This window comes from Paenibacillus oryzae, assembly GCF_001675045.1.
Classification (GTDB): Bacteria; Bacillota; Bacilli; order Paenibacillales; family Paenibacillaceae; genus Pristimantibacillus; species Pristimantibacillus oryzae.
Genome location: NZ_LYPA01000080.1, coordinates 394,025 through 415,255 on the forward strand (window position 1 = coordinate 394,025; position 21,231 = coordinate 415,255).

General features: G+C 46.7%; 20 protein-coding genes. 10 read left to right on the plus strand and 10 right to left on the minus strand.

The window, feature by feature from the left end:
* Position 1 precedes the first annotated feature (1 nt).
* On the plus strand, positions 2-1,480 hold the full coding sequence (locus A7K91_RS25695) for a DHA2 family efflux MFS transporter permease subunit (RefSeq protein ID WP_068687330.1): 1,479 nt from the start codon (positions 2-4) through the stop codon (positions 1,478-1,480).
* Between the two features lie 603 nt (positions 1,481-2,083).
* Here A7K91_RS25695 and A7K91_RS26295 read toward each other — a convergent pair.
* A complete protein-coding gene (locus A7K91_RS26295) occupies positions 2,084-2,230 on the minus strand; it encodes a DUF1540 domain-containing protein (RefSeq protein WP_082967750.1) in 147 nt (48 codons plus the stop codon).
* A gap of 241 nt (positions 2,231-2,471) precedes the next feature.
* Between A7K91_RS26295 and A7K91_RS25710 the strand changes: the two genes are divergently transcribed.
* On the plus strand, positions 2,472-3,587 hold the full coding sequence (locus A7K91_RS25710; RefSeq protein WP_068687333.1) for an acyltransferase family protein: 1,116 nt from the start codon (positions 2,472-2,474) through the stop codon (positions 3,585-3,587).
* Between the two features lie 86 nt (positions 3,588-3,673).
* Here the strand turns inward: A7K91_RS25710 and A7K91_RS25715 are convergent, their stop codons facing one another.
* On the minus strand, positions 3,674-4,144 hold the full coding sequence (locus tag A7K91_RS25715; RefSeq protein WP_245697821.1) for a GNAT family N-acetyltransferase: 471 nt from the start codon (positions 4,142-4,144) through the stop codon (positions 3,674-3,676).
* 238 nt (positions 4,145-4,382) lie between these two features.
* Here A7K91_RS25715 and A7K91_RS25720 point away from each other — a divergent pair, with 238 nt between their 5' ends.
* The 3 genes from A7K91_RS25720 (at position 4,383) to A7K91_RS25730 (ending at position 7,171) form a co-directional block, all read left to right on the plus strand.
* Positions 4,383-5,534: a DUF418 domain-containing protein gene (locus tag A7K91_RS25720; RefSeq protein ID WP_068687334.1), complete on the plus strand. Its 1,152-nt coding sequence runs from the start codon at positions 4,383-4,385 to the stop codon at positions 5,532-5,534.
* A 139-nt stretch (positions 5,535-5,673) separates the two neighbouring features.
* Positions 5,674-6,510 (plus strand): sulfurtransferase, encoded by an 837-nt coding sequence (locus A7K91_RS25725; protein WP_068687335.1) that lies wholly within the window; start codon positions 5,674-5,676, stop codon positions 6,508-6,510.
* 247 nt (positions 6,511-6,757) lie between these two features.
* Complete coding sequence (locus A7K91_RS25730; protein ID WP_068687336.1) at positions 6,758-7,171, plus strand: VOC family protein; 414 nt, start codon at positions 6,758-6,760, stop codon at positions 7,169-7,171.
* Positions 7,172-7,402: 231 nt separating this feature from the next.
* Here A7K91_RS25730 and A7K91_RS25735 read toward each other — a convergent pair whose 3' ends face one another.
* Positions 7,403-8,167 (minus strand): SDR family oxidoreductase, encoded by a 765-nt coding sequence (locus A7K91_RS25735; RefSeq protein ID WP_068687337.1) that lies wholly within the window; start codon positions 8,165-8,167, stop codon positions 7,403-7,405.
* Between the two features lie 246 nt (positions 8,168-8,413).
* Between A7K91_RS25735 and A7K91_RS25740 the strand changes: the two genes are divergently transcribed.
* From A7K91_RS25740 to A7K91_RS25755, 4 genes are all read left to right on the plus strand, one after another.
* Positions 8,414-8,866 carry a ParB N-terminal domain-containing protein gene (locus A7K91_RS25740; RefSeq protein ID WP_068687338.1) on the plus strand — a complete coding sequence of 151 codons (453 nt, stop codon included), beginning with the start codon at positions 8,414-8,416 and terminating at the stop codon, positions 8,864-8,866.
* Positions 8,867-9,294: 428 nt separating this feature from the next.
* Positions 9,295-10,308 (plus strand): methyltransferase, encoded by a 1,014-nt coding sequence (locus A7K91_RS25745; protein WP_068687339.1) that lies wholly within the window; start codon positions 9,295-9,297, stop codon positions 10,306-10,308.
* Between the two features lie 152 nt (positions 10,309-10,460).
* The gene (locus A7K91_RS25750) at positions 10,461-11,255 is read left to right on the plus strand and encodes a VOC family protein (protein WP_068687340.1); all 795 of its coding nucleotides are present in this window, start codon (positions 10,461-10,463) and stop codon (positions 11,253-11,255) included.
* A 44-nt stretch (positions 11,256-11,299) separates the two neighbouring features.
* Positions 11,300-12,106 carry a helix-turn-helix domain-containing protein gene (locus A7K91_RS25755; RefSeq protein ID WP_068687341.1) on the plus strand — a complete coding sequence of 269 codons (807 nt, stop codon included), beginning with the start codon at positions 11,300-11,302 and terminating at the stop codon, positions 12,104-12,106.
* A gap of 268 nt (positions 12,107-12,374) precedes the next feature.
* Here the strand turns inward: A7K91_RS25755 and A7K91_RS25760 are convergent, their stop codons facing one another.
* The gene (locus A7K91_RS25760) at positions 12,375-13,256 is read right to left on the minus strand and encodes an alpha/beta hydrolase (RefSeq protein WP_068687342.1); all 882 of its coding nucleotides are present in this window, start codon (positions 13,254-13,256) and stop codon (positions 12,375-12,377) included.
* Positions 13,257-13,623: 367 nt separating this feature from the next.
* Here A7K91_RS25760 and A7K91_RS25765 point away from each other — a divergent pair, with 367 nt between their 5' ends.
* A complete protein-coding gene (locus A7K91_RS25765; protein WP_068687343.1) occupies positions 13,624-14,073 on the plus strand; it encodes an OsmC family protein in 450 nt (149 codons plus the stop codon).
* 136 nt (positions 14,074-14,209) lie between these two features.
* On the opposite strand, the gene A7K91_RS25770 is transcribed toward A7K91_RS25765, so the two are convergent.
* The 6 genes from A7K91_RS25770 to A7K91_RS25795 form a co-directional block, all read right to left on the minus strand.
* Positions 14,210-14,389, minus strand: coding sequence for a uracil-DNA glycosylase (locus A7K91_RS25770; protein ID WP_068687344.1), 180 nt, complete (start codon positions 14,387-14,389; stop codon positions 14,210-14,212).
* Positions 14,390-14,543: 154 nt separating this feature from the next.
* Positions 14,544-15,542 carry a DUF4303 domain-containing protein gene (locus A7K91_RS25775; RefSeq protein ID WP_068687345.1) on the minus strand — a complete coding sequence of 333 codons (999 nt, stop codon included), beginning with the start codon at positions 15,540-15,542 and terminating at the stop codon, positions 14,544-14,546.
* Between the two features lie 378 nt (positions 15,543-15,920).
* Positions 15,921-18,341 carry a preprotein translocase subunit SecA gene (locus A7K91_RS25780; RefSeq protein ID WP_082967752.1) on the minus strand — a complete coding sequence of 807 codons (2,421 nt, stop codon included), beginning with the start codon at positions 18,339-18,341 and terminating at the stop codon, positions 15,921-15,923.
* A 72-nt stretch (positions 18,342-18,413) separates the two neighbouring features.
* Entirely contained in the window at positions 18,414-19,136 is a 723-nt protein-coding gene (locus A7K91_RS25785) for an ABC transporter permease (RefSeq protein WP_068687346.1), read from the minus strand.
* Entirely contained in the window at positions 19,133-19,978 is an 846-nt protein-coding gene (locus A7K91_RS25790) for an ABC transporter ATP-binding protein (protein WP_068687347.1), read from the minus strand. The genes A7K91_RS25785 and A7K91_RS25790 overlap by 4 nt, the downstream gene beginning before the upstream one ends.
* A gap of 137 nt (positions 19,979-20,115) precedes the next feature.
* Positions 20,116-21,051: a LytTR family transcriptional regulator DNA-binding domain-containing protein gene (locus tag A7K91_RS25795; protein ID WP_068687348.1), complete on the minus strand. Its 936-nt coding sequence runs from the start codon at positions 21,049-21,051 to the stop codon at positions 20,116-20,118.
* Between the last annotated feature and the right edge of the window lie 180 nt (positions 21,052-21,231).

A 21,231-nucleotide genomic window follows, 5' to 3' on the forward strand; every position in this document is an offset into this window, starting at 1 on the left:
CATGCGCAAGGAAGAGACAGGCGGCGCTTTTGGCAGCCGCAGCAATTTTATTGTCGTGATGGTTATGATTCTTGGCGTATTCGTCGCCATTCTGAATGAAACGCTGCTGAACGTGGCGCTGCCGCAGATCAGAGCGGATTTGGATATTCCCGCAAGCAAGGCGCAATGGCTGAGCACGGGGTATTTGCTTGTTATTGGCGTGTTGATCCCGATGACGGCTTATTTGATGAGGCGCTTCCCAACCCGAAGCCTGTTTCTGTCGGCAATGGCGCTATTTATGGCGGGGACGCTGGTTGCTGCGCTTTCGTCCGGCTTCGAGCCTCTCCTGCTGGGACGCATATTGCAAGCTTCCGGCACGGGGCTTCTATTCCCTCTATTGACCAACGTTGTTTTTTCGGTTGTGCCGATGGAAAAAAGGGGCTCCGCGATGGGGACGATCGGTATCGTTATTACGTTCGCTCCGGCAATCGGGCCAACGCTTTCGGGGATCATTGTGGAGCATTTCAGCTGGCGGGTATTGTTCTATAGCGTGCTTCCCATTGCTCTGTTTGTTATTTTGTTCGCTTACTACAAGCTGCAAAATGTAACGGAAACGAGCAAGCCGCGCATCGATCTGTTCTCCATGCTGCTGTCGACCATCGGTTTTGGGGGACTGGTATACGGCTTTAGCAGCGCGGGGGAGGGACACGGAAGCTGGAACAGCTTGACCGTGCTTATTCCTGTCATTGCGGGAGGTATCGCCCTGCTGTTGTTTGTCTGGAGACAGCTGACGCTTAAGGAGCCGCTGCTAGATTTGCGGACCTTCACGTATCGCATATTCAGCCTGTCCACGCCAATTATGATGATTGTGATGATGGCGATGTTTTCGGCGATGCTGCTGCTTCCGATGTTTCTGCAGGAGGCGCTGCAATATACGCCGCTCGAAGCAGGGCTCGTTATGCTGCCCGGCGGTATTCTGATGGGGATCATGTCCCCGATCAACGGTCGGTTGTTCGACCGTTTTGGCGCCAAGTGGCTGTCCATTATCGGCCTCGCCTTGCTTGCCAATACGCTGTGGCAGTTCTCCGGCCTGACGCCTGAAACGCCGTATGCGTTCATTATGGTCATGAATACCCTGCTGATGCTGGGCATTTCCATGATGATGATGCCGGTTATGACAAACGCGCTAAACGCTTTACCGCCAAAGCTTTATACACATGGAACGGCGATTTTAAGCACGCTGCAGCAGGTATCGGGCGCAATCGGAACGGCGTTGCTTGTGACGGTAATGAGCAATCGTTCCGCAAGCTTTCTTGTGGAGGCGGGGGAGGATGCGGCCAGCGACCCCGCAATGACGATAGCGGCCATGATGGCAGGCATGAAAAGCGCGTTTCTGATCGCTTTTGGCCTGGTTGTGCTGGCGCTGATCCTGACGCTGCTGCTGAAGCGGGCAAACCGGTCTTCGGGTGAAGGGGAAACGGCTCCTCAGCCGAGCCATTGAGTGGCGGAAGGTCATTGAATGGCGTTGCGTGCTGGATTATTGCGTGGCGGATCATTGAATGGCGTTGCGTGCTGGGTTATTGCGTGGCGGATCGCTGAATGGTATTTTGGCGCTGGACTGCAGTTTGCTGGTATGATGGTCATTTGTGACCGTTACAGTGGGAATTGGGCAGGTTCGTTTCTGGTTACGGTCACCTGTGTCCTTTAGCGCTGGAAAATGGCACATTCATGATGAAAAGCTAGCTGTTACGGACGCCAATGTCCTTTAGAAGCTGATATATCGCAAAAAGAAGCTTCTAAAGGTCGGCGATGTCCGTAAGCGTTAAGCTATCGGAATCAGGAAGCGATCTGCAGATGTAAAGCTATCGGTAAGCAGGAAGCGATCCGCAGATGTAAAGCTATCGGTAAGCAGGAAGCGATCTGCAATCGCAAAGCGATCCGTAATCAGGAAGCCGCTTGTGGAGACATTTACGTTCTCCCCAAGCGGCTTTTTTGGCTGTGTGGCTAATTGAAAAAAATTATCAAAAAAAGCTTGATAACAATTATCGTTATTGTTAAAATAAAAAAAGAAGAAGGAATACCCCAGTATCCCTTCTCCGGATCATTATTTAACTTCGAATGTTTTGCAGTCTGTTTCAGCAGATGTGTGAGCTTTTTCATGAGATGTGATGTAGATTTGTTCAGCAGCGCATTTGTTGCCGCTATGCCAGTGGACACAAGTGTCAACCTCGCAAAGTACGTCTTTAGCCATCTTAGACACCTCCTTATGAAATTAGTGTGAAACAACAGCACAAATCTAATCAAGTTACCAGCTTGAATAAAGATTTGCTTGTCCCTTTTACCAGAAGGGGCTATTTGCGTTTCGCTATTATTTTAACCCATCTAGGGGGTTTCTGCAAGCGCAGGAGGTGTTCTAATCATAGCAGCATTGAGAGGGATGAAGAGTAAGAATAAGGGGATATCTGAGATTGTGAAACAGGGGGAACCGGTTTTTGAAAAGGCTTAATGAGTTGGATAATCTTAAGGTTTTTTTGACAGCTTTGGTCATTATATTTCATGCGGCTATTGCTTACGGAGCGGCAGGTTCATGGATATTAAAGGATTCGAATCAGGATGAGATGAGCATAACGGCCGTTTTCTTAACTTTATTTACTGCAGTTTGCCAAACCTTCTTTATGGGGCTATTTTTCTTTATTTCCGCCTATTTTTCCTCGGTATCGCTATCCAGGAAAGGAAGTTCGACGTTTATAAAGGACAGACTGCTTCGCTTAGGTATACCGATGCTGGTTTATTATTTTTTAATCGGACCGATTACAGTATGGTTTGCTCATTATCGTCTACAGTTAACGCTTGCAGAGTTTTACAATCAGTATGTATGGAGTTTTGAGAGGACTTTTTTTGGACCCGCCTGGTTTTTGCAGGCATCTATTTATTTTGCGGTTATACATGTTTTTTTTGAAATTGTGCTTAAAAAAATGAAGAAGGCAGCTCCAAGATTTTCGTTTCCAAAGGGAGCTCAGCTGTTATGGCTTGCAGTTGGAATGGGGCTGGCTGCATTTGTGACACGTTTGATTTATCCAACAGGCGAGGGGCCGCTGGAATTGCAGCTTGGTTATTTCCCTTCTTATATTGTGCTTTACATTGCTGGAATTATTGCTCAGAAAAATGGTTGGCTGGATAATATACCACCCAAATTGCAAAAAGGCTGGCAGTGGCTGTCTCTTGGCCTTATACCAGTCCTGCCTGTCATCCTTGTACTCACAGGCGCGCTTGATGGAGAGGTTCATTTTGAAGGAGGAGTGAACGCGGAGGCATTTTTATATGCCATATGGGAGCCATTTGTATGTATTGGCATTATTTTGACCTTGCTTTCTTTGTTTCGAAGGCGCTTTTATTCAACCAGTCCATTGAAGCAATGGTTATCCCGACATGCTTATGCTGTATATCTGATTCATCCCGCTGTTGTGGTGGGTTGGACGATGGCTTTTCAAGGCTTGCCTTTGCCTTCAGCAGTCAAATGGGCAGTTGTTTCGATTCTTTCAATAGTTTGTTGCTTTATGGTCGCATCCATCCTTAAAATGCTGCCTTTTGCAAAGCGCGTTTTGTAAATATAAATTCATTCAGAGGGATACCTGCTTGGCTTAATAGGCCAGCAGGTATCCCTTTTTTTCATCTAGGCCTAGTTCGTGTTGCATTAAAACTCTGGACTAATGTTGTAGGTGATCCATTCCTCGCGTTCTCCGCCAATTTTGTCATAAAAACGCTGGGCGCGATGGTTGTCATGGGCTGTAACCCAGCTCATACCGGCAAAACCATTTTGCGCGGTATAACGCCGGCAGGCTTGAACAAGCGCGGCCGCAACATCACGGCCCCTTTGCTCCTCCACTACATAAAGATCGTTCATAACGACAACCCGCGACGCCCTTAAGGTGCTGAATGTAAAATATAGCGTTGCAAAACCCGCCAGCTTTTCTCCGTTATCCGCTACAAATTGAATGCCTTCCTTTTGCTCAAGGAGCTGCTTCATCAGAGCCTCCAGCCGCTTATCGTCAGGCGGATTGCAGCCATAAAAATCCACGATATATTCAAGCATCAGTGATTTTAAACGGGGCAGGTCCCCTTCTTGAGCGGGCCTGATCGTATAGTTTTGTTTATTTTCCATCATGTTGATTCCTCCATGTGTATATTTATTAACTCTATTGTATCGATGGATTTAAGGCGCCGTAATGGAGGAAATGGAGGAAAGTTTGTATTTCCTTCTATTCAAATTTTTAGGTGGTTATTCAACCTTAGTTTTCCAAACTAACAATGTTGTAAGGGAACTGTAATGTTAAACAATTGTGAATAATTGGGGGTGCTAATAGGATTGGAGTAGGACGAATCTTGAAAGGGGAACAGTTGCAGTGGGCATTGAAGAACAAAAGCAGCGAATTGAAGTCATTGATGTTATACGCGGGGTTGCTTTATTAGGTGTATTAATTATTAATATGAGATTTTTTAGTACGCCTTATCTGGCGATTGCTTATAAAGTCGAGTTATGGCCTGGATTTTGGGACAGGCTTGTAGCCGGGTTGGAAACCTCGCTTGTGGCTGGCAAATTTATATCTATCTTTTCATTTTTGTTTGGTTTCGGTATGGTGTTGATGCTTGAAAGCGCAAAAAAGAGAGAGGTATGGTTTGCTCCGCTTATTACAAGGCGGCTGCTCGCGCTGGCGCTGTTTGGCTTGCTTCATGGCTGGCTCATCTGGTATGGGGATATTTTGCTGCATTATGCGGTGTTGGGTTTTCTGCTGCTGCTCTTTATTAACCGCAAACCCAGAACGATGATGATCGGCGCGGTATTGCTGTTGTCCATGATGCCGCTTCTGATTTTGCTGAGCGGCGGATCGGGCAGCTTCCAAACGCCCTCCTATTTTAATGACTATCTTGAATTCAATACTATGATTTATGGAGAAGGCTCGTACAGCGTCATTTTGAAGCAAAGAATTATGGAGTGGATGGGCACGGCTGCAGAGCAAATCGGATTTTACCCTCACTTGCTGGGGATGTTTTTGCTGGGGGCTTATTTTTCCAGGAAAAAATGGTTCCACCATGCTGAAGACCATATCGTCCTGCTAAAGAGGTTATGTGCCGTTATGCTTCTGCTATTCGCAGGCTTAAGCGCGCTAGCGTTCCTGAATGTTAAACCGTGGTCGGACCTTGCCATGCTGCTGGGATGGCCGATTGGAGCTATGTTTTATATGTGTGTTATTGTTCTTGCGTGGCGCACAACACTGGGAAGGAGGCTGCTCAGACCGTTCCTTTATGTCGGACGAATGGCCTTTACCAACTACATTTTTCAGTCCGTGATCGGGACATTGATTTTTTACGGATATGGTTTTGGTTATTTTGGCCAAGTAGGGGATGCTGGAAGATTGCTCATTTCAATCTGTCTTTTTACAGCTCAAATATTGTTTAGCAGATTCTGGATTAGCCGGTTCAGGATGGGGCCGCTGGAGTGGGTGTGGAGAGCGATTACGTATCGGACTGTGCCGCCTATGAAGGTCCGCAGGTAAATGCATGGCCTCCTCAATAAGCCGGAAGGGATTTTGTTTCTTTGCGCTTGATGCAGACGCTCAATCCCTACAGCAGCTTTGCCCGTTGTTTGATATAATGGGAGGCATAAAGAGGTAAGAGGAAGGCGGAATTTCTTTTATGAAAAATATCGTGTCCTTGCAAGAGCTGTTTGACTCATTGGAAAAGCCCGATGTGGTGGTTGTAGATTGCCGTTTTGTGATGGGGCAGCCGAATGCGGGCCGGGAGCAGTACGAAGCTTCGCATATTCCGGGAGCGGTTTATCTGGATTTGGAGCAGGACTTATCTGGTCCCGTCGATGAGCATGGCGGACGCCATCCGCTGCCAGATATCGTAGATTTGACGATGGCGTTAAGCCGGGTTGGCATCGGTAATGATTCCCGCGTTATCGCCTATGACGATCAAGGCGGAGCGATGGCTTCCCGCTTGTGGTGGCTGCTTAATTATTTGGGTCATAAAGAGGCGGCCGTATTGGATGAAGGATTTGCGGCTTGGGTTAAGGCGGGATATTCAGTTACGTCAGAGGTGGAGGCCGTTCAGCCTGCTAAATTCCTTGCCGTCGTGGAGCATTCCATCTTGATGGAAATGGACGAGCTGCGGGAGCGGCTGAAGGATGAAAGCCTGACGCTAATTGATTCCCGCGAAGCGCCTCGTTATCGCGGCGAGGTGGAGCCGCTGGACCGGGTGGCGGGACATATTCCGGGTGCTATCAACCGCTTCTGGAAGGATGGCTTGACGGCAGACGGCTCCTGGAAGGACGCTGAAGCCCAGGCGGAGCGTTTTGCCGATCTGGACAAGGATGGCGAAATTGTTGTTTATTGCGGCTCCGGCGTAACGGCGACGCCTAACGTTATCGCCCTGCAGGAAGCGGGCTTTACGAAGGTGCGTTTGTATGCGGGGAGCTGGAGCGATTGGATCTCGTATAGCGAGAATCCGGTGGCGACGGGGGAGGAGTAAGAGCCGGGAAGCCACGTAGGACGCGGGTTTGGGGGTTGTGACAGGTTGTGAGCTAGTGACCTGTTGCGGCCCTCTTTTGCTCTTTTAGAAACAAGCTTGCAAGCAAGAAGCGGAACCACTTCAGAAGATGCCATACTAGAAAAATTGACGTCGTTTATCAAAAAGCGAACATTTGATCTCATTTATTCTTTATGCTATATTATGGTAGTAAACGTTATATTATTGTGCAAAGGTGGGCTTGATAAGCATGAGAGCGCAATTAGAAGGGATTACAGTTTTAGCGAATGATGTCCCCCGATTGGCTAGATTTTATCGTGATGTCCTGGGATTTAATACAGTAATTGAGGAAAATCATTATGTTGAATTTGAAAATAGCGGAGTTCGCCTAGCGATTTTTTCAAAACCATTAATGGCGGACAACACGAACGATCATCCTTCTTTTACGGAAGAACGCAAAGGACAAGCTTTTGAGCTTAATTTTAAATGTGATTCACCTGAAGAAGCCCGCGGAACTTATCATGATTTCGTCTCGAAAGGAGCTACGGGGATTACAGAGCCTAAGTCGATGTCTTGGGGGCACACAACGGGGTTCTTTGCAGACCCGGAGGGGAACATTCATTCCATCTTTGCAGTCAACCCAGTGGCGAAGGGAGAAGAGTAAGAACTGAGAGGCCGCGTCGAACGCAGGTTAGAGGGCTCGACAGGTTGCCGAGGGGCAGGCTACTGTGAGCCCTCTTTGTATTTTCCGTTCGCTGCCATCGCTATGGCAAGCGGCGATTATCCGGAGCAAGGATGTACCCAAGTGACTGCCGCGATGATGCGATTTTTCGGTTTAAGGCTTCCGTCAGGCATAAAAACCTAGTCCTTCTGGCAGGTTTTCGAACCCGTTAATTTACAGATGAGATCCGCCACTTGCATCAATTAATTGACCAGTGACCCAACGGCTGTCCGACGAGGCCAGAAAGGCAGCAATATCTGCAACATCTTCAGGCTCCCCCCACCTTTTAAAAGTTGAAAGACCAGCGGCAGATTTCTGTCCATTGGGATTTTGCAACGTCCCGGCATTCATCTCTGTATTAATGATGCCGGGCTGGATGGCGTTCACCGTAATATTACGACTCCCAAGCTGTTGAGCCAAGACGTGCGTAAACGTATCGACTGCACCCTTCGATATGCTGTAAGCGAAAACACTGGGGGAGGCCACACGTGTTACAAACGAAGAGATATTGATTATATGGCCTCCGTCTCTCAGACGCGGTAAAGCTTGTTGGGTAACAAAAAGCGGTGCTTTGACATTAATGTTCATGACCTCGTTGAAAGATTCTTCCGTCGTCTCTTCAAAGGTTACAATTTGTCCGATTCCAGCGTTATTCACAAGAATGTCAAAACGATTATCGCCTATACGTTCCTGAAGGGCTTCATCTAAAGTCGCATATAAATAATGAATGCCGTCAAGGGTACTTAAGTCAGCGCCGATCGCGAATGCGGCACCTCCATTTTGCTCTATCTGATGAACAACTTCCTCTGCTTCGTTTTGTCTTTTTCCATAGTGTACTGCAACCACTGCGCCCTCCTGCGCCAGACGCAATGCAATGCTACGACCAATCCCCCGGCTTGCGCCGGTTACTAAAGCGATTTTACCCTTCAACTTACTCATGCCGTCATCTCCTTGTTTGGAATTCATGGCTAATTATATTGCAAGGCTACTTTTGAAATGTTGCTCTCTCATTCGGAATTCATTCACGTTTATCGTCATTAGCCTACGGGAAGCTAAACTAACGGAACAAGATACGTATTGAGCAGTAAAGAACGCTTTAATTTAAATCTAACCTTCCGTTTTATTGGGGTTCTATTGCATAATCAATAGCAGAATAGAAGCTTAAATTGAAGGTGAGGAAGACAGATGAATGCTTTTACATTAAGCGCTGCTAATGAATATGCTCAAGCCAATGATATTGAAACGTGGGTTCATCTTTTTTTAAATGGAGAAGGCGACAATATAGTCATGTCAGAAGGATTAAAAAAGGAAAAAAGATATTGGTTAGGACCTATTGAAATTGACATAAAATATCTGGAAAGAATAGTTGGACCAGAAGAACATTTGGAATATGTAGAGGATATTAATTGGTGGAACTATAACATTGATCAAATTTGCAGTAGATTAGAATCCGGATGGGACATGCCTCCTTTGATTGTGAACATTGAAAATGGGAATTTTAGATTACATGACGGCAATCATCGACTTGGTGCATTACAGAAATTAAACAGGGAAAAATATTATGTTATTATTTGGAATGATCATTCATATGAAAACATAATAAATCATTTAAAGAATTGTGGTATTAATATGGAATGATTTACATTGTTTCGAGAATATGCGAACTTCATTCACTCTTCTAAGCCCGCGATCTTTGCGGGCTTTTTTAGCGTGCGATTAGTACAGAAACGATTAGCGCAAGTAATCCGTTTTCTGAAGATCGGTTGGACTTGTCTCTGCTTCGCCATATAGCTTCTGCATATGTTGGACATGCCCAGCTCCCCAGTCACTCATGGTCTGGAGAACGGGCTTCATGAGTTGTTCGTACTGCTTGGAATGCTGTTTCATATTTGGCTAAAAGAGTACCGGGAGCTTGGCGTAAATATCTTTTTTATAGTTCTGGCCTTGATCGTAGCATTTGGAACACTATAAAGGAACCAGCGAGCCAGGGTTCAACATTTATGCCGAAAATAGCTTAACATATACAAGCCATATTTTTCATAAATGCTGGTTTGTATGATAAGGGCATGAATACTTATTTTTTCGCAACGGTTGCATGCGGGCTGGAAGCGGTTCTTGCAGAAGAAATTGAAGCGCTGGGCATTAAAGCGCGGGGGATAAAATGTGAACGAGGCAAGGTCATATTCCATGCGACGGGAGATCCCTCACAACTGATAAAGCTGCGCTGCGCCGACAATATATATAGAATTCTGGCGGAGTTCCAGATTGGACCGCATAAATCGGACTTAACTCAGCTTGCTGCTTCCATTGATAAATTGCACTGGAAACGGCTTGCCTTTCAATATTCGGAGTCATCAAGTGGAATTTGCGCAAGCGCCAGCAGAAGAGGAGAACATGCTTATTCACGGTTTGATATGATCAAAAGCATTGAAAAAACCCTGGAGAAACACGGATTTAAACATGCTCCAAAAGACGCCGATGCTTTATTTATTCGCGCCGATATTGATGGGCAAGCCTGCAGAATCTCGATTAAGCTGACGAATGCCGAGTTCCGTTTTCGAGGCAATGACCGGATATTTTTAAAAGGGGGCATCAGACCAACGGTTGCAGCCGCGCTTGTCAGAATAAGCAAACCATGCAAAAATGATGTTTTTTATGACCCGTTTTGCGGCTCGGGAACGATATCGAATGAACGGGCTGCCTTTCCCGCAAGAAGAATTATGGCGAGCGATATGGAGGAAAGGGCTGTATGGACGGCTGAAAAAAATGGAAGGGGCAAAGTGATCGTATTTCATGCTGATGCAACAAAAATGCCGTCCAAGTCTGCAAGCGTAGACATCATTGTATGCAATCCCCCCTGGAATAAGCAAATTGCAGTAGGGGACGTTCAAAAGCTTTATATAAGATTTTTGTCGGAGGCCAAACGAATACTAAAGCCGTCGGGGCGGATCGTGCTGCTTACGGATTGTCATGAGGAAATAGCTAGGGGAGCCGAAAAAAACGGATTGCAGTTAATCGATATGTACAGTCTTAGTCTTCATGGCCTGCATCCCAAGGTATATGAACTAACTATCACATAAAGGTTTTTTTAAAACTCTTGCCTGAAAGTACCCGTCAGGCATCGGAGAGTGTAATAGTAGCATTGCTGGAAAAATACCCCTTGACCTTAAAGCTGCTTTAAGGTGTATGATGGTCTTACCCGGGAATACATAACAAAGTGGAGGGCGTATCAATGACAGATACTAGAATGACGTTTGACGGCGGTTTTATTATGGTGCCTTGGGATCAATTCGATGAAGCAGTTGAATGGTATGGTGAAAAAATGGGCTGGACGTTAATCGGTAGGGGCGAAGGGCCGCCAGTTGGAAGGAAGGCTTTTTTCAAAATGCCTGGTACCGGACAAGCCAATTTAAAAACGTTTGAAAGCGATTTAAGCCACTTTACGTCCGAGGATTATCATGAGGGTACTTGCAGATTTTGCTTCCGCACAGCTAATCTGGACCAGACATTGGACTATTTCGATCGTCAAGGCGTTACATGCAGCACGCCGGTAAAGATGCCGGACAGAACACGTTCAGCCGATATTTTCGCATTCGGAAATGTTCGTCTAACCTTAAGCGAGGACAAAAAGCTGGAGGGGAAATTCCCGGAATCGCGTGTCATTCAATATGCAGCTAAGCCATTGTGGCTGGGCGTGTCTGATCTGGATGCTTCAATTGAATGGTATTCGCGGATATGCGGCTGGACAAGTTCCAACAAAAATTTTCAGGATCGCGGATTTGCATTAATGCGCGAAGCTTGGGATTTTGCCTGGCTGGAAAAGGTGGATAGCGAGCAATTATCGAAAAAAGCCAATCCCGGCGCCAGATTGTATTTTCAGATTAAAGAGCAAAAGGACCTGTATAAGAAAAACGAATGGTTGAAGGAACAAGGAATTGAGGTATCGGACATTGTCGGTGAGCGTTGGAAGGGCTTCCATTTCTACGATCCGGACGGCAATCGTCTGAATGTGTGGAGCTATTATTGAGAAATAGAATTAAAAAATAAATGAAGTGTCAGGAGGAGGAACCGTTGAAAGGAAATATGACGATTCAGAGCTTTTCCGAGCGGACGGGTCTTCCTGCCAGCACGCTTCGTTATTATGAAAAAGAAGGGCTGCTCCAGCCGAGTCATCGCGCGGATAATGGCTATCGCTATTACCGGGAGGATCAGGTTCCGAGTGCTTTAAAGATCCATACATTGCGCCAAGCGGGAATCGGCTTAAGCGAGATACGTCATTATTTTGCTGCGGATGCTGAAGCTCAAGCCGATTGGCTGCGAAAGTGGCGACAGGACGTCGATGCGAAGCTGCTGGCGCTGAATGTAGCCAAACAGTATCTGGATGGCGTAGATTCCGTGGACGAGCATATCCGGTTAGTGCGATGGTCTCAGCCTACAAAAATGCTGTGGTTCCGGCATCGCGTCAAGCGTCAGGCGAGTCCTTTTGCACAGGCGATAGATGAAAGCGCGGCTTTCCTGGAAAAGCGGGGACTTTTGCAGGCAAAGGAGGCCTATGTGCGGCACGAGCGGGTAATCGGGAATGAGATGTTAGGCAAAGTAGGTTTTCGCCTGGCTATGAAGTCTGCCCATTCTGGCGAATGGATAGATGAAGCGGGGCTTGATGCCGAGCTTGAGATCATCCCCCCGACATTATTCGTAACACTGGATTGCTTGTCAACCGATCCCTACGCTTGCTTTAGTCTGATGCTGATCCTGCAATCGTTTGGATTCCAGCCGGCAGCTCCTAATATAGAGCGGTATCAGCTTCACGACAAGACCCATTACCAGTGGATGATACCAGTTACCCACGGTGAACCGCAGGCCAAGATTATAGATTAAGGGTAAATCACATTTTATACCCTAGCAGGATTATGCAACAGGGGCTGTTCAAAAAGTCTGTAAATAATTATTCAGCAGAGAGGACCGGACGGGAAAGGGTGACTTGAGGGCGAGTTTTTTTGTCCGCTTTTTCCACTAAACACAGGATCAAAAAAAGCGGACAAAAATGTTTGAGCTTCCAAGACACCCTTTTCCGGGAGGGACCGGTTTGCTGGATCATTATTCTTCGTAACAGACTTTTGGACAGCCCCTTGATGCTGTTATAAATCTATTTGAAAATGCGCTGAGCGAACTGATAGAGCCCGCTGCTCCAAACCTTTCCTTCATGTCCTCCGACATCCAGATACCACATATGAGGAACATTCATGGCATCCACGCTGTTATGGAAGTTTTGGCTTACCCATAACAGATAGTCGGAAGCTCCACATGACAGCCAGAGCAGGTTCAGCTTACTGGCCGTTTGGGCCGGGTTGGGGATAAGCTGCGACGCCGATTTTGTATTGGGAGCGGATGAAAATGCGCCGATCCAGGTAAACTTGTCCAGATGCTTTAGCCCGAAGTTCAGCGATTGTCCGCCGCCCATCGACAGACCGGCCAAAGCGCGATTTTGAGCATTTGCATATACCGGGAAGTTGTTGTCAATGTAAGGAACGAGGTCGTTAATCAGATCAAATTCGAAGGTTTCAAAGGCGGCCACCTTGTCCGGTGCAAAAATATCGCCGATTGGACGATCATCCCACATGGCGCGGCCATTCGGGAAAACAACAATCATCGGCTCCAGCTTGTTGTCGGCATACAGGTTGTCCAAAATGTTTCTAGGATTCATCCCGTTAAGCCATTCATATTGATCTCCGCCAATGCCGTGCAGCAAGTAGAGAACATTATAGGTTTGTGATGGATTATAGCCAGGAGGCGTATAAACCATAGCGTTTCGCATTTTACCTACGGTTGAAGAGTAGTAGGATATTTGTTGTACATTTCCGCGAGCAATATTGGGACGGTAGGCGTCGTATCCCTGAGGTGCCGGAATGATCGTTCCGCCAGTAGACAGCGGGGATACACCATTTGTATTTTGCGTTGACGATTGGGCGTAGGACATCGATGGGACGAGCAGCGCAATGAGTAAAACAAGAATCATAAGTTTTTTCATTTCACTTTTCCTCCTTAATAATAGATGTTTTGGCCTTGCAGATTGGAGTGAACTCTAAATGTCTTAGTTCTGTTACTCTCTTAGCAGCTAATCAACTTGCTACTATTGAAATGTAACGCCTCTCAATACTGTGGCGGCCTCCCCCTTTCGCGACCAGCGGCAATGCTGCAGGAAGCAAGCTTTGCATAGGTCATTATTAAATAAAATGAAAACGTTTTCAAAATAATCGTACCATATTTAGAAAATGTTGTAAATCATAAAATAGTTGAATATTATAGATTGACAGGCTGGAAGAATTTATTTAAACTAATCATAGCGAATAACTTGGAAATAAAGCAAAAATGAATCGGCAAAAGGAGACTTTTCAATGGCTACCCCGCAAACCTTTAAAGCATCTGCGCATTTGCAAGAAGGAGTTCAGGTGAAAGTAGCATCCCGGAACTTCGAGTTTATTATTGACGAGCCCAAAAGTCTGGGAGGAACCGATACGGGCATGAATCCGGTCGAAGCTTTGCTGGCCTCGCTGGGTGCATGTCAGTCAATCGTTGCCAGAGTGTACGCCCCTAAATTTGGCGTTGAGCTCAAGGATTTCTTCGTGGACGTAGAAGGCGATATTGACCTGGACGGCTTCTTCAACAAGTCCGATGTGCGGCCAGGCTATTCCGACATTCGGTATACCTTCAGAATTAAAACCGATTCGCCAAAGGAAAAGGTGGAGGAGTTCGTTAAATTTCTGGAGAGCAAATGCCCGGTTGGCGATTCGCTCGCAAATCCGGTTAACCTCAAGCTGAAGGACATTATTATTGAATCGGAGTAAAAAGAAAAGAACGAATAGCGAACCCTGAGAATGTTGTAATTTTAACGTTCTTGGGGTTTTCTTTCTTAAAATTTATTATGTACTGATTTATTTTATTGTACAATTTCACGCTTCTTATGAAGGAGGGTGTTTTCCCTTATTCCTTGCCTTTAGCTTCAAAGTTCATGCATGGCTTTCCGGAGGAGGCCAACACTAGCTGGCTTGGCATTGCCTGCGATTTAAATCCAAAGGCTCTGCAGCCTCTAGGCGCGCCAGGGTCCCAAGTTACATAATAATGGCGGCATTTCATGCAATTCAAGCGCTGCGGTTCTGTCATTATGACGTATCATCCTTTTATAAATAAAATACGACCGTCCAAAAAGTCTGTTACGGTGAATCAGGTGAATCATTATTCAGCAAACCTGTCCCTGCTGAATAATGATTCATTCCGCTTGACTTTTTCGGACAGCCTTTTTTTGTGCGGGTAGCTGTTAGTTTTCCAAATCAGCTAACACGATCTCAAGAATAGATTTTTCTCTGTGCATATTTTCTTGAATGTAAGGCACTGCCGTGTGGCCGAGTTCTACTAATTGCTCATAGGATTCATAATCGGTTTTCCAGAAACTATGCACGCTGTTTTCGCCGAATTCGCCTTCTTCAATAACGGTAACCCAATGCTGAACTTGTTCGCGAAGCGGCTTCTGCTTGACCGCTGCGATAGCAGACCTAAAGGCCATATCTTTCTTTTTCACTTCCGGCATAGCACGATACAATTGATCCTCGCTTACACATTTTCGAATCAATTGGCTAGTGGTCAAGTAGTCGCCGCCAACGCCATCGGCCGCAGATACGTATGCAATAAAATCTTCAGTTTGATCCAATTGTTTGAAATCTTCAACCAGCCGATGAATGACATCAATAGCAATCAGAAAAAGCTGGGAGTCGATAATGCTTTTCTCGAAAAAATAAGGCTCAGCAATATCGAGATATTGAGGTTCTCCTTCAATGATTTGACTGAGAATAGCCAGCCAATTTTCAAGACGCTCCGGCATTTCCTCATACATAAAGGGATAATCGCCTTCGGCATGTTTAAATTGGTCGTATAGGTGCTCGCGGCTCTGGTTGTAGTCTTCATCACCATTCTCATGAAATTTCTCTTGGTATCGGAGATAGGCTTCATCCACACTTTGGTTTAATGATTCCACATTGTTAATGTAAATAACGTAACTGCCGTAAGCTGTGTCTGTAAAAATGGAAAAGGTGTAGACATCCTGGTTGTTGCCTTCTGCAATATATTCGTTTATAGCAGACTTGCAAAAATCATAAAGAGCATCTTCTATGTCTTTTGAGCTGACAAATATTCCGGTTTCGGGTTTTGTACTAACTTCCACAATCTCCTTATCAGGTGAACAGATAATATAGGTCCCGCTGCCTTCCAATTCACGTCTCCCACTAATCAACTTGCCGATATCTACGTCATAAGAACTCATATCTCTGTAATCCTCCTCTATTTAACCTACTAAATTATTCCACACATTAAATACATTTTCCTTCTATTCTGTAAAAGACAGCTCCTTTATTGGACCAAGCAACCTTACGCTTGAGGAAATTGCACGGACATTAAAAAGCAATAAGCTAACCAGCATGATGGAGTTAATGGAGTAGAGAGAATACAGCAAGCTTTACGCGGAACATAGAGGGAGGAAAACGCCAGAGTGGATGAGAAGCAACGGGTATGAAGAGAGTGGTCCGGCAATTGAGCTATATTTCGCTGCTTCGCATCTTCATTCGTACCGTTCTCGGCCAAGCTGTTTTTGAACGGACTGCGCTCCCGGTTCTAGGCGCAGTCGTGCTTCTATTAGGGCTGGTCAAAACTTCGACAACCCAAAAATCGGCCTTGCCAAGCGGCGCAGCAGATAAGCAAGCATTGTGCCGTGGGTCCATGAGCCGCGGTTCAGCAGGTGATCCTGATATTGATCATTCATGATGTAGGTCCAGGTGGAGGGAGGATTCTTCAGCCCGAATTGATCCCAAAGGGCAGGATCATTGGAGCCTCCAAGCTTGGCGAGCATATCCGCTGTTTCCCTTTGTAATCCTGCCGGAATTTGCTCGTAGGCCCTCATGATTTGCTCTTGAAATTCGTCAATCGGATTGTGCTTCATCAGGCCAGTCAGATGGATGCTCTCCCGAATGTAGGAAGCGTAAGCCAAGTGATCGGCCCAAAACTTGTCGATGAAAAAAAGCCGGACCCGCTGTTCTGATGGACTCATAATAACTTTTCCCTTTAAAATATGGAGCCGCTCGCCGTACAACTCCCGCCGCTGTTTTTCCAAAACATCCGAATAGCTGTTCAGCTCCTGCCGGATATGAAAGTTTTGGCCCATAATCGTACGCTGGATATGGTCGATTTTGTCCTGGAGCGCCGCGTCCTTGAGCGCTTCATCCTGCCTGTGGCTGTGCTTCATTATGGCATGGCCGAATTGAACCAGCAGCTCGTCCTCCAGGCTAACGAAAAAGACGGAGGCTCCCGGATCGCCCTGGCGGCCAGCCCGTCCGCGCAGCTGATTGTCGATTCGTACGCTTTGATGCATATGCGTGCCAATCACGTATAAGCCGCCCAGCCTGGCGACGGCTTCGCCTTGCTCGGGATTGCCGCCGCCAAGCCGAATATCCACGCCGCGTCCCGCCATATTCGTCGATACCGTCACAGCGCCGATTTCTCCCGCTTTGGCAATAATTTCGGCTTCTTCGGCATCATTTTTGGCATTCAGAACCTGACAAGAGACACCGGCGAGGGCCAGCGCCTCCGCCAGCAAGTCGGATTCCTCGACGCTTGATGTACCAATGAGTATCGGGCGTCCCGACCCATGTATGGCCTTAATTTCCTGTACCAGCGCCTTATATTTAGCTTCCTTATGGGTGAAAATCCGATGTGGAAAGTCAATTCGCTGATTCGCCCGGTTTGGCGGGATTTGCACCACCTCAAGGCCATAAATCTCTTCAAATTCGATGGCAGACACATATGCGGTGGCCGTCATTCCGCTAATCTTTGGATACAGGCTAAGAAAGTGCTGGAGGGTGATGGTGCCAAGAACTCTGCCCACGGTGTTGGGCGGCAGCCCTTCTTTGGCGTAGAGGGCCGCTTGCAAACCTTCCGGCAAATGCCTGTTTTCCGCTACGCGGCCGGTATATTCGTCGATAAGCTCGATTTTGCCGTGGCGGACGATGTAATCGACGTCCTTCTTTAATAACAACTCCGCATGCAGCGCACAGTTTAACGACATTAATAACTGATCGTTGCGTGCTTCGTATAAGTTGCCGCAGCCCAGCAGCGATTCCGCCTTTGCCGAACCTGCTTCGCTTAAATAAACGTTGCGCTTGAACTCGTCGAAGTCGTAATGCTCCTCATGAAGCTGCCGGACTATTTCCGCCAAAACCTCGCCATCGCAGCCGCTGCTTCCAGCGGCGAAGCTATGGTCGTTGCTTCTATAGCCTTCAATGCTGCTGCTTAAGTTACTGTCGGCGTTTAAGCTGTTGTCATTAAAGTTACGGTTGTTGGGCTTGCTGTTGTTAAGGCTATTGTTATCTTGGCTGGAGGCGCCGGGATCGCCTGCAATAACTAGGGGCACCCGTGCTTCGTCAAGGAGCAGCGAGTCCGCTTCGTCGACGATGACGTAGTGGAAGGGGCGGTGTACGGTATCGGCTTCGTCCAGCGCGATTGTATCCCGCAAATAATCGAAGCCAGCCTCTTTGGCCGTCACATAGGTGATGTCCGCGGCATACGCACTCCGTTTCCGCTGCATGTCCATGCCTGCCTGAACCGCATCGGCCGTCAGCCCCAGGAAGCCATAGATCGGGCCCATCCACTCTGCATCCCGCTTGGCCAAATAATCGTTAAAGGTCAACACATGAACGCCTTCGCCGGTTAAAGCATGCAGATAAGCGGGCATAACGGCCGAAAGCGTTTTGCCTTCGCCGGTATGCTGCTCGATCATATACCTTTCGTGCAGCGCGATAGCCGCCATTATTTGAACACCATAGGGCTGCAAGCCAAGCGTTCTTTTGGCTGCCTCGCAAACAAGCGCATAGGCATCTATAAGCAAATCGTCAAGGGGCGTGCCCGCCAAAGCCTCCCCTTTGAGACGGAGAGATTCCGCTTGCAGCTGCTCCTTATCCCATGCCTCCAAATTTCGTTGAGTGATGAGTGCGACTTTGTCCCAATACCGCTGCAGTCTGAGGCGGGCGTCCCGTTCCCGGAAATGCTGAACAAATTTGACGGCAGTTTTCATGGAAATTTGAACCCCCCTGGCCCAGGACGTCTTTGGAAGCACGCCCTTGCTTGAGTGTTGAAAATTTGTAGTTTACTCATCCTTTAAGCGCCGCTTGTACAACATAACAGCCACAATCGTTAGAACAATCGTCCATGCCAAAATAATAAGAAGGGGCTTCAGGACATCGCCCATTGTAAAGTCGGGGGATAACCCCAGCAAGTGATTAAACTGGCTGCTTGGCATGTAGTCCAGCACTTTAAAGATTGGATAACGGCTCTGCAGAAGCGCACCCCAGGTCGCCCCGGTAAATATAACCCCAACAGGCAGCACGGCTAACGAGGCCTCAAGCACCGACTTGGAGTATAAACCGCAGATCGTTCCGGCTGCGATGTAGAAAAGAGTGGAAAAAACGATGCCGCCAACAAACGCCCACAGGCTCGCAGGCTCATAGCCCAAAATATACGTAGAAATAGCCAGGATAACGGCCGACAAAACAAATGCCAGCGAGCTTTTACCGATTAAAACATCCGTGGTCGTAGCCGGAGTCATCATTAAGGATCGCAGCGTATTGCGCTCCTTCTCCTCGGCGATCAGGCATGCCTGCACTAAACAAGTCACAATGACAAATGAAACGTTAAAAAGAAATCCCGCTGACTGGGCTAAAGCAGCATGGGACATGTCCGAACCGGCGCCGCGGAATATAAAAGCAAATATAAGCGGGAAGGTGAGGCAAATGGAAACCGCATAATTGCGCGAAAACTCCTTATAATCCTTTACGAAAATGGCTCGCACGCGCTTTATTGAGATATTCATAGCAGCTCACTTCCTGTCATTTTGATAAAAATATCGCCTAAGGTAGGTTCTTTTGTCTCCAAGCGGTCAATTAATCCCGACTTCATCCAGTGATTGATTTTATCAGCGGTTTCGTCATTGAAGGGGAGCTCGTAGGCTTCTCCATTCGCTAATTCAACGCAAACGACGTTTTCGCGATGCTGCTTTTTAAGCTCCTTGGGCGAGCCGATGGTCTGGATTTGACCCTTATACAGAATAGCTACCCGATTGCATAACAATTCTGCCTCCGCCATATCATGGGTCGTCAGAAAAATCGTTGTTCCGTTTTCGTTCAAATAGCGCAAGCCCTTGTAGATATGAGCCGAGTTGACGGGGTCCAGAGCCGAGGTAGGCTCATCCAGAAAAAGCAGCTCCGGCTCATGGATAATGGCGGCTGCCAGCTGGATGCGCTGACGCATTCCTTTGGACAATTGATTAAATTTCTTTTTGCGCTCTCCGCTCATGTTTACAAACTGCAGCACCTTATCAATGGAGGATGCCGGAAGATCGTAGAGCTGGCGATACAGCTCCAGATTTTCCTCTATTGTTAAACGCTCGTATAGACCGCTGTTATCTGTCAAAATGCCAAACCGTTTTTTCTGAATCGATTTCTGCATCATTTCCGCAGGCTCGTTAAAAACCTTTGCTTGCCCGCTGGTTGGATTTAGCTGTGCTGTTAATAGCTTAATTAAGGTTGTTTTTCCCGAGCCGCTTGGGCCCAGAAAACCAAAAACTTCTCCTTTTGGAATAGAAAAAGATACATCGGACAGCGCATCCTTCTTTCCAAAGCTCTTCCGAATATGATCGACCTGGATAACAGCCATGAACACCACTTCCTTCGAGTTGATGGCTTAACTATATCGGGATTGCGCGAAGTCAGCCATCAAAATCCCCTGAAATGTAGCTGTTTGGAGCTGAATTGTACCCTGAAATGGTTGACTGATTCGCCATTATGGGGCTATTAAAGGTTAAGAAGGGACTTTAATTCCTGCAGCTTTGAACGGGATAGCGGAACTACGGCATCTTTGCCGGTAATCAACCGGAGGCTGTAGCTGTTTTTGGTCCAGGTAATAATCTCTCTTATTTTTTGCAGATTCACGATATAGGAGCGATGGCATCTGAAAAAACCGAAATTGGCCAATCTCTGCTCAAGCTCCGTCAGCGTCAACGCGCAGTCGTAATTTTCCCCATCCACGTGAACAAGAATGGAGCCTTCCACGCTTTCGATAAAATCAATTTCGGGCGGATTGAATAAAATAACCTTGCCGTTTCTTTTGGTATAAATTTTTTGCAGGGTTATATTTGCTGAATCCTGTTCCGGCGTTTCCTGTTTCTCCTCGTCTGAATCTTGAATATCCAATGGATGAAAGCCAAGCTCATTTATACGAAAGATGGCATCGCAGGAAATAAGGGCGTCCTCCAAATTCGAGGTTAGAATCAGGATTTGTTTTTCTCTCGAAAGGTCGTCCAGAATGACCTTGAATTTGCGGCGGTCTCCTTCCTCCAGAAAAAAGAAAGGCTCCTCCAGCACAAGCGTAGGCTGATGGGCAAAGTAGACGCGGAGCAAGGTTACATACATTTTTTTGGAGGGGCTCAAAGCCCCGACTTTCGTTTTCCGGTCCTCTTTTATTGAAAAATAATCCAGAAGCCGATCGGCGCTTTCATTTCGCTCAGATACATGAATAAGAAAGGTTAGGAGCTCTTCTACGGTTAAACGCATATATTCATTTTGTTGAACCCGGAACAAATAGTAACGGGAAGGGTCCATCAATTGATTCATTAAGTATTGTCTTCGTTTCAAGTCCGTTATAACGCCAATGGTTTGATTGTCTCTCATGGGCAATTCAATTTTTGGAAGAAACATTTCTCCATTATTGTAGACTGGTTGAAATAACATAAGGTCCCCCTGGTTATTGCTGTATATGGATAGTATGAAACCATTATAAGGCTGCAAATCCTTTTTGTCAGTTATGGCGAAAAGAGTCCATCGAAAGCTGGTAATATTGACTAATTATAACGGTTAATGATAAAATCCCATCCGTAAAGATGGCGGCATAACATCTATAAAAATGGAGGC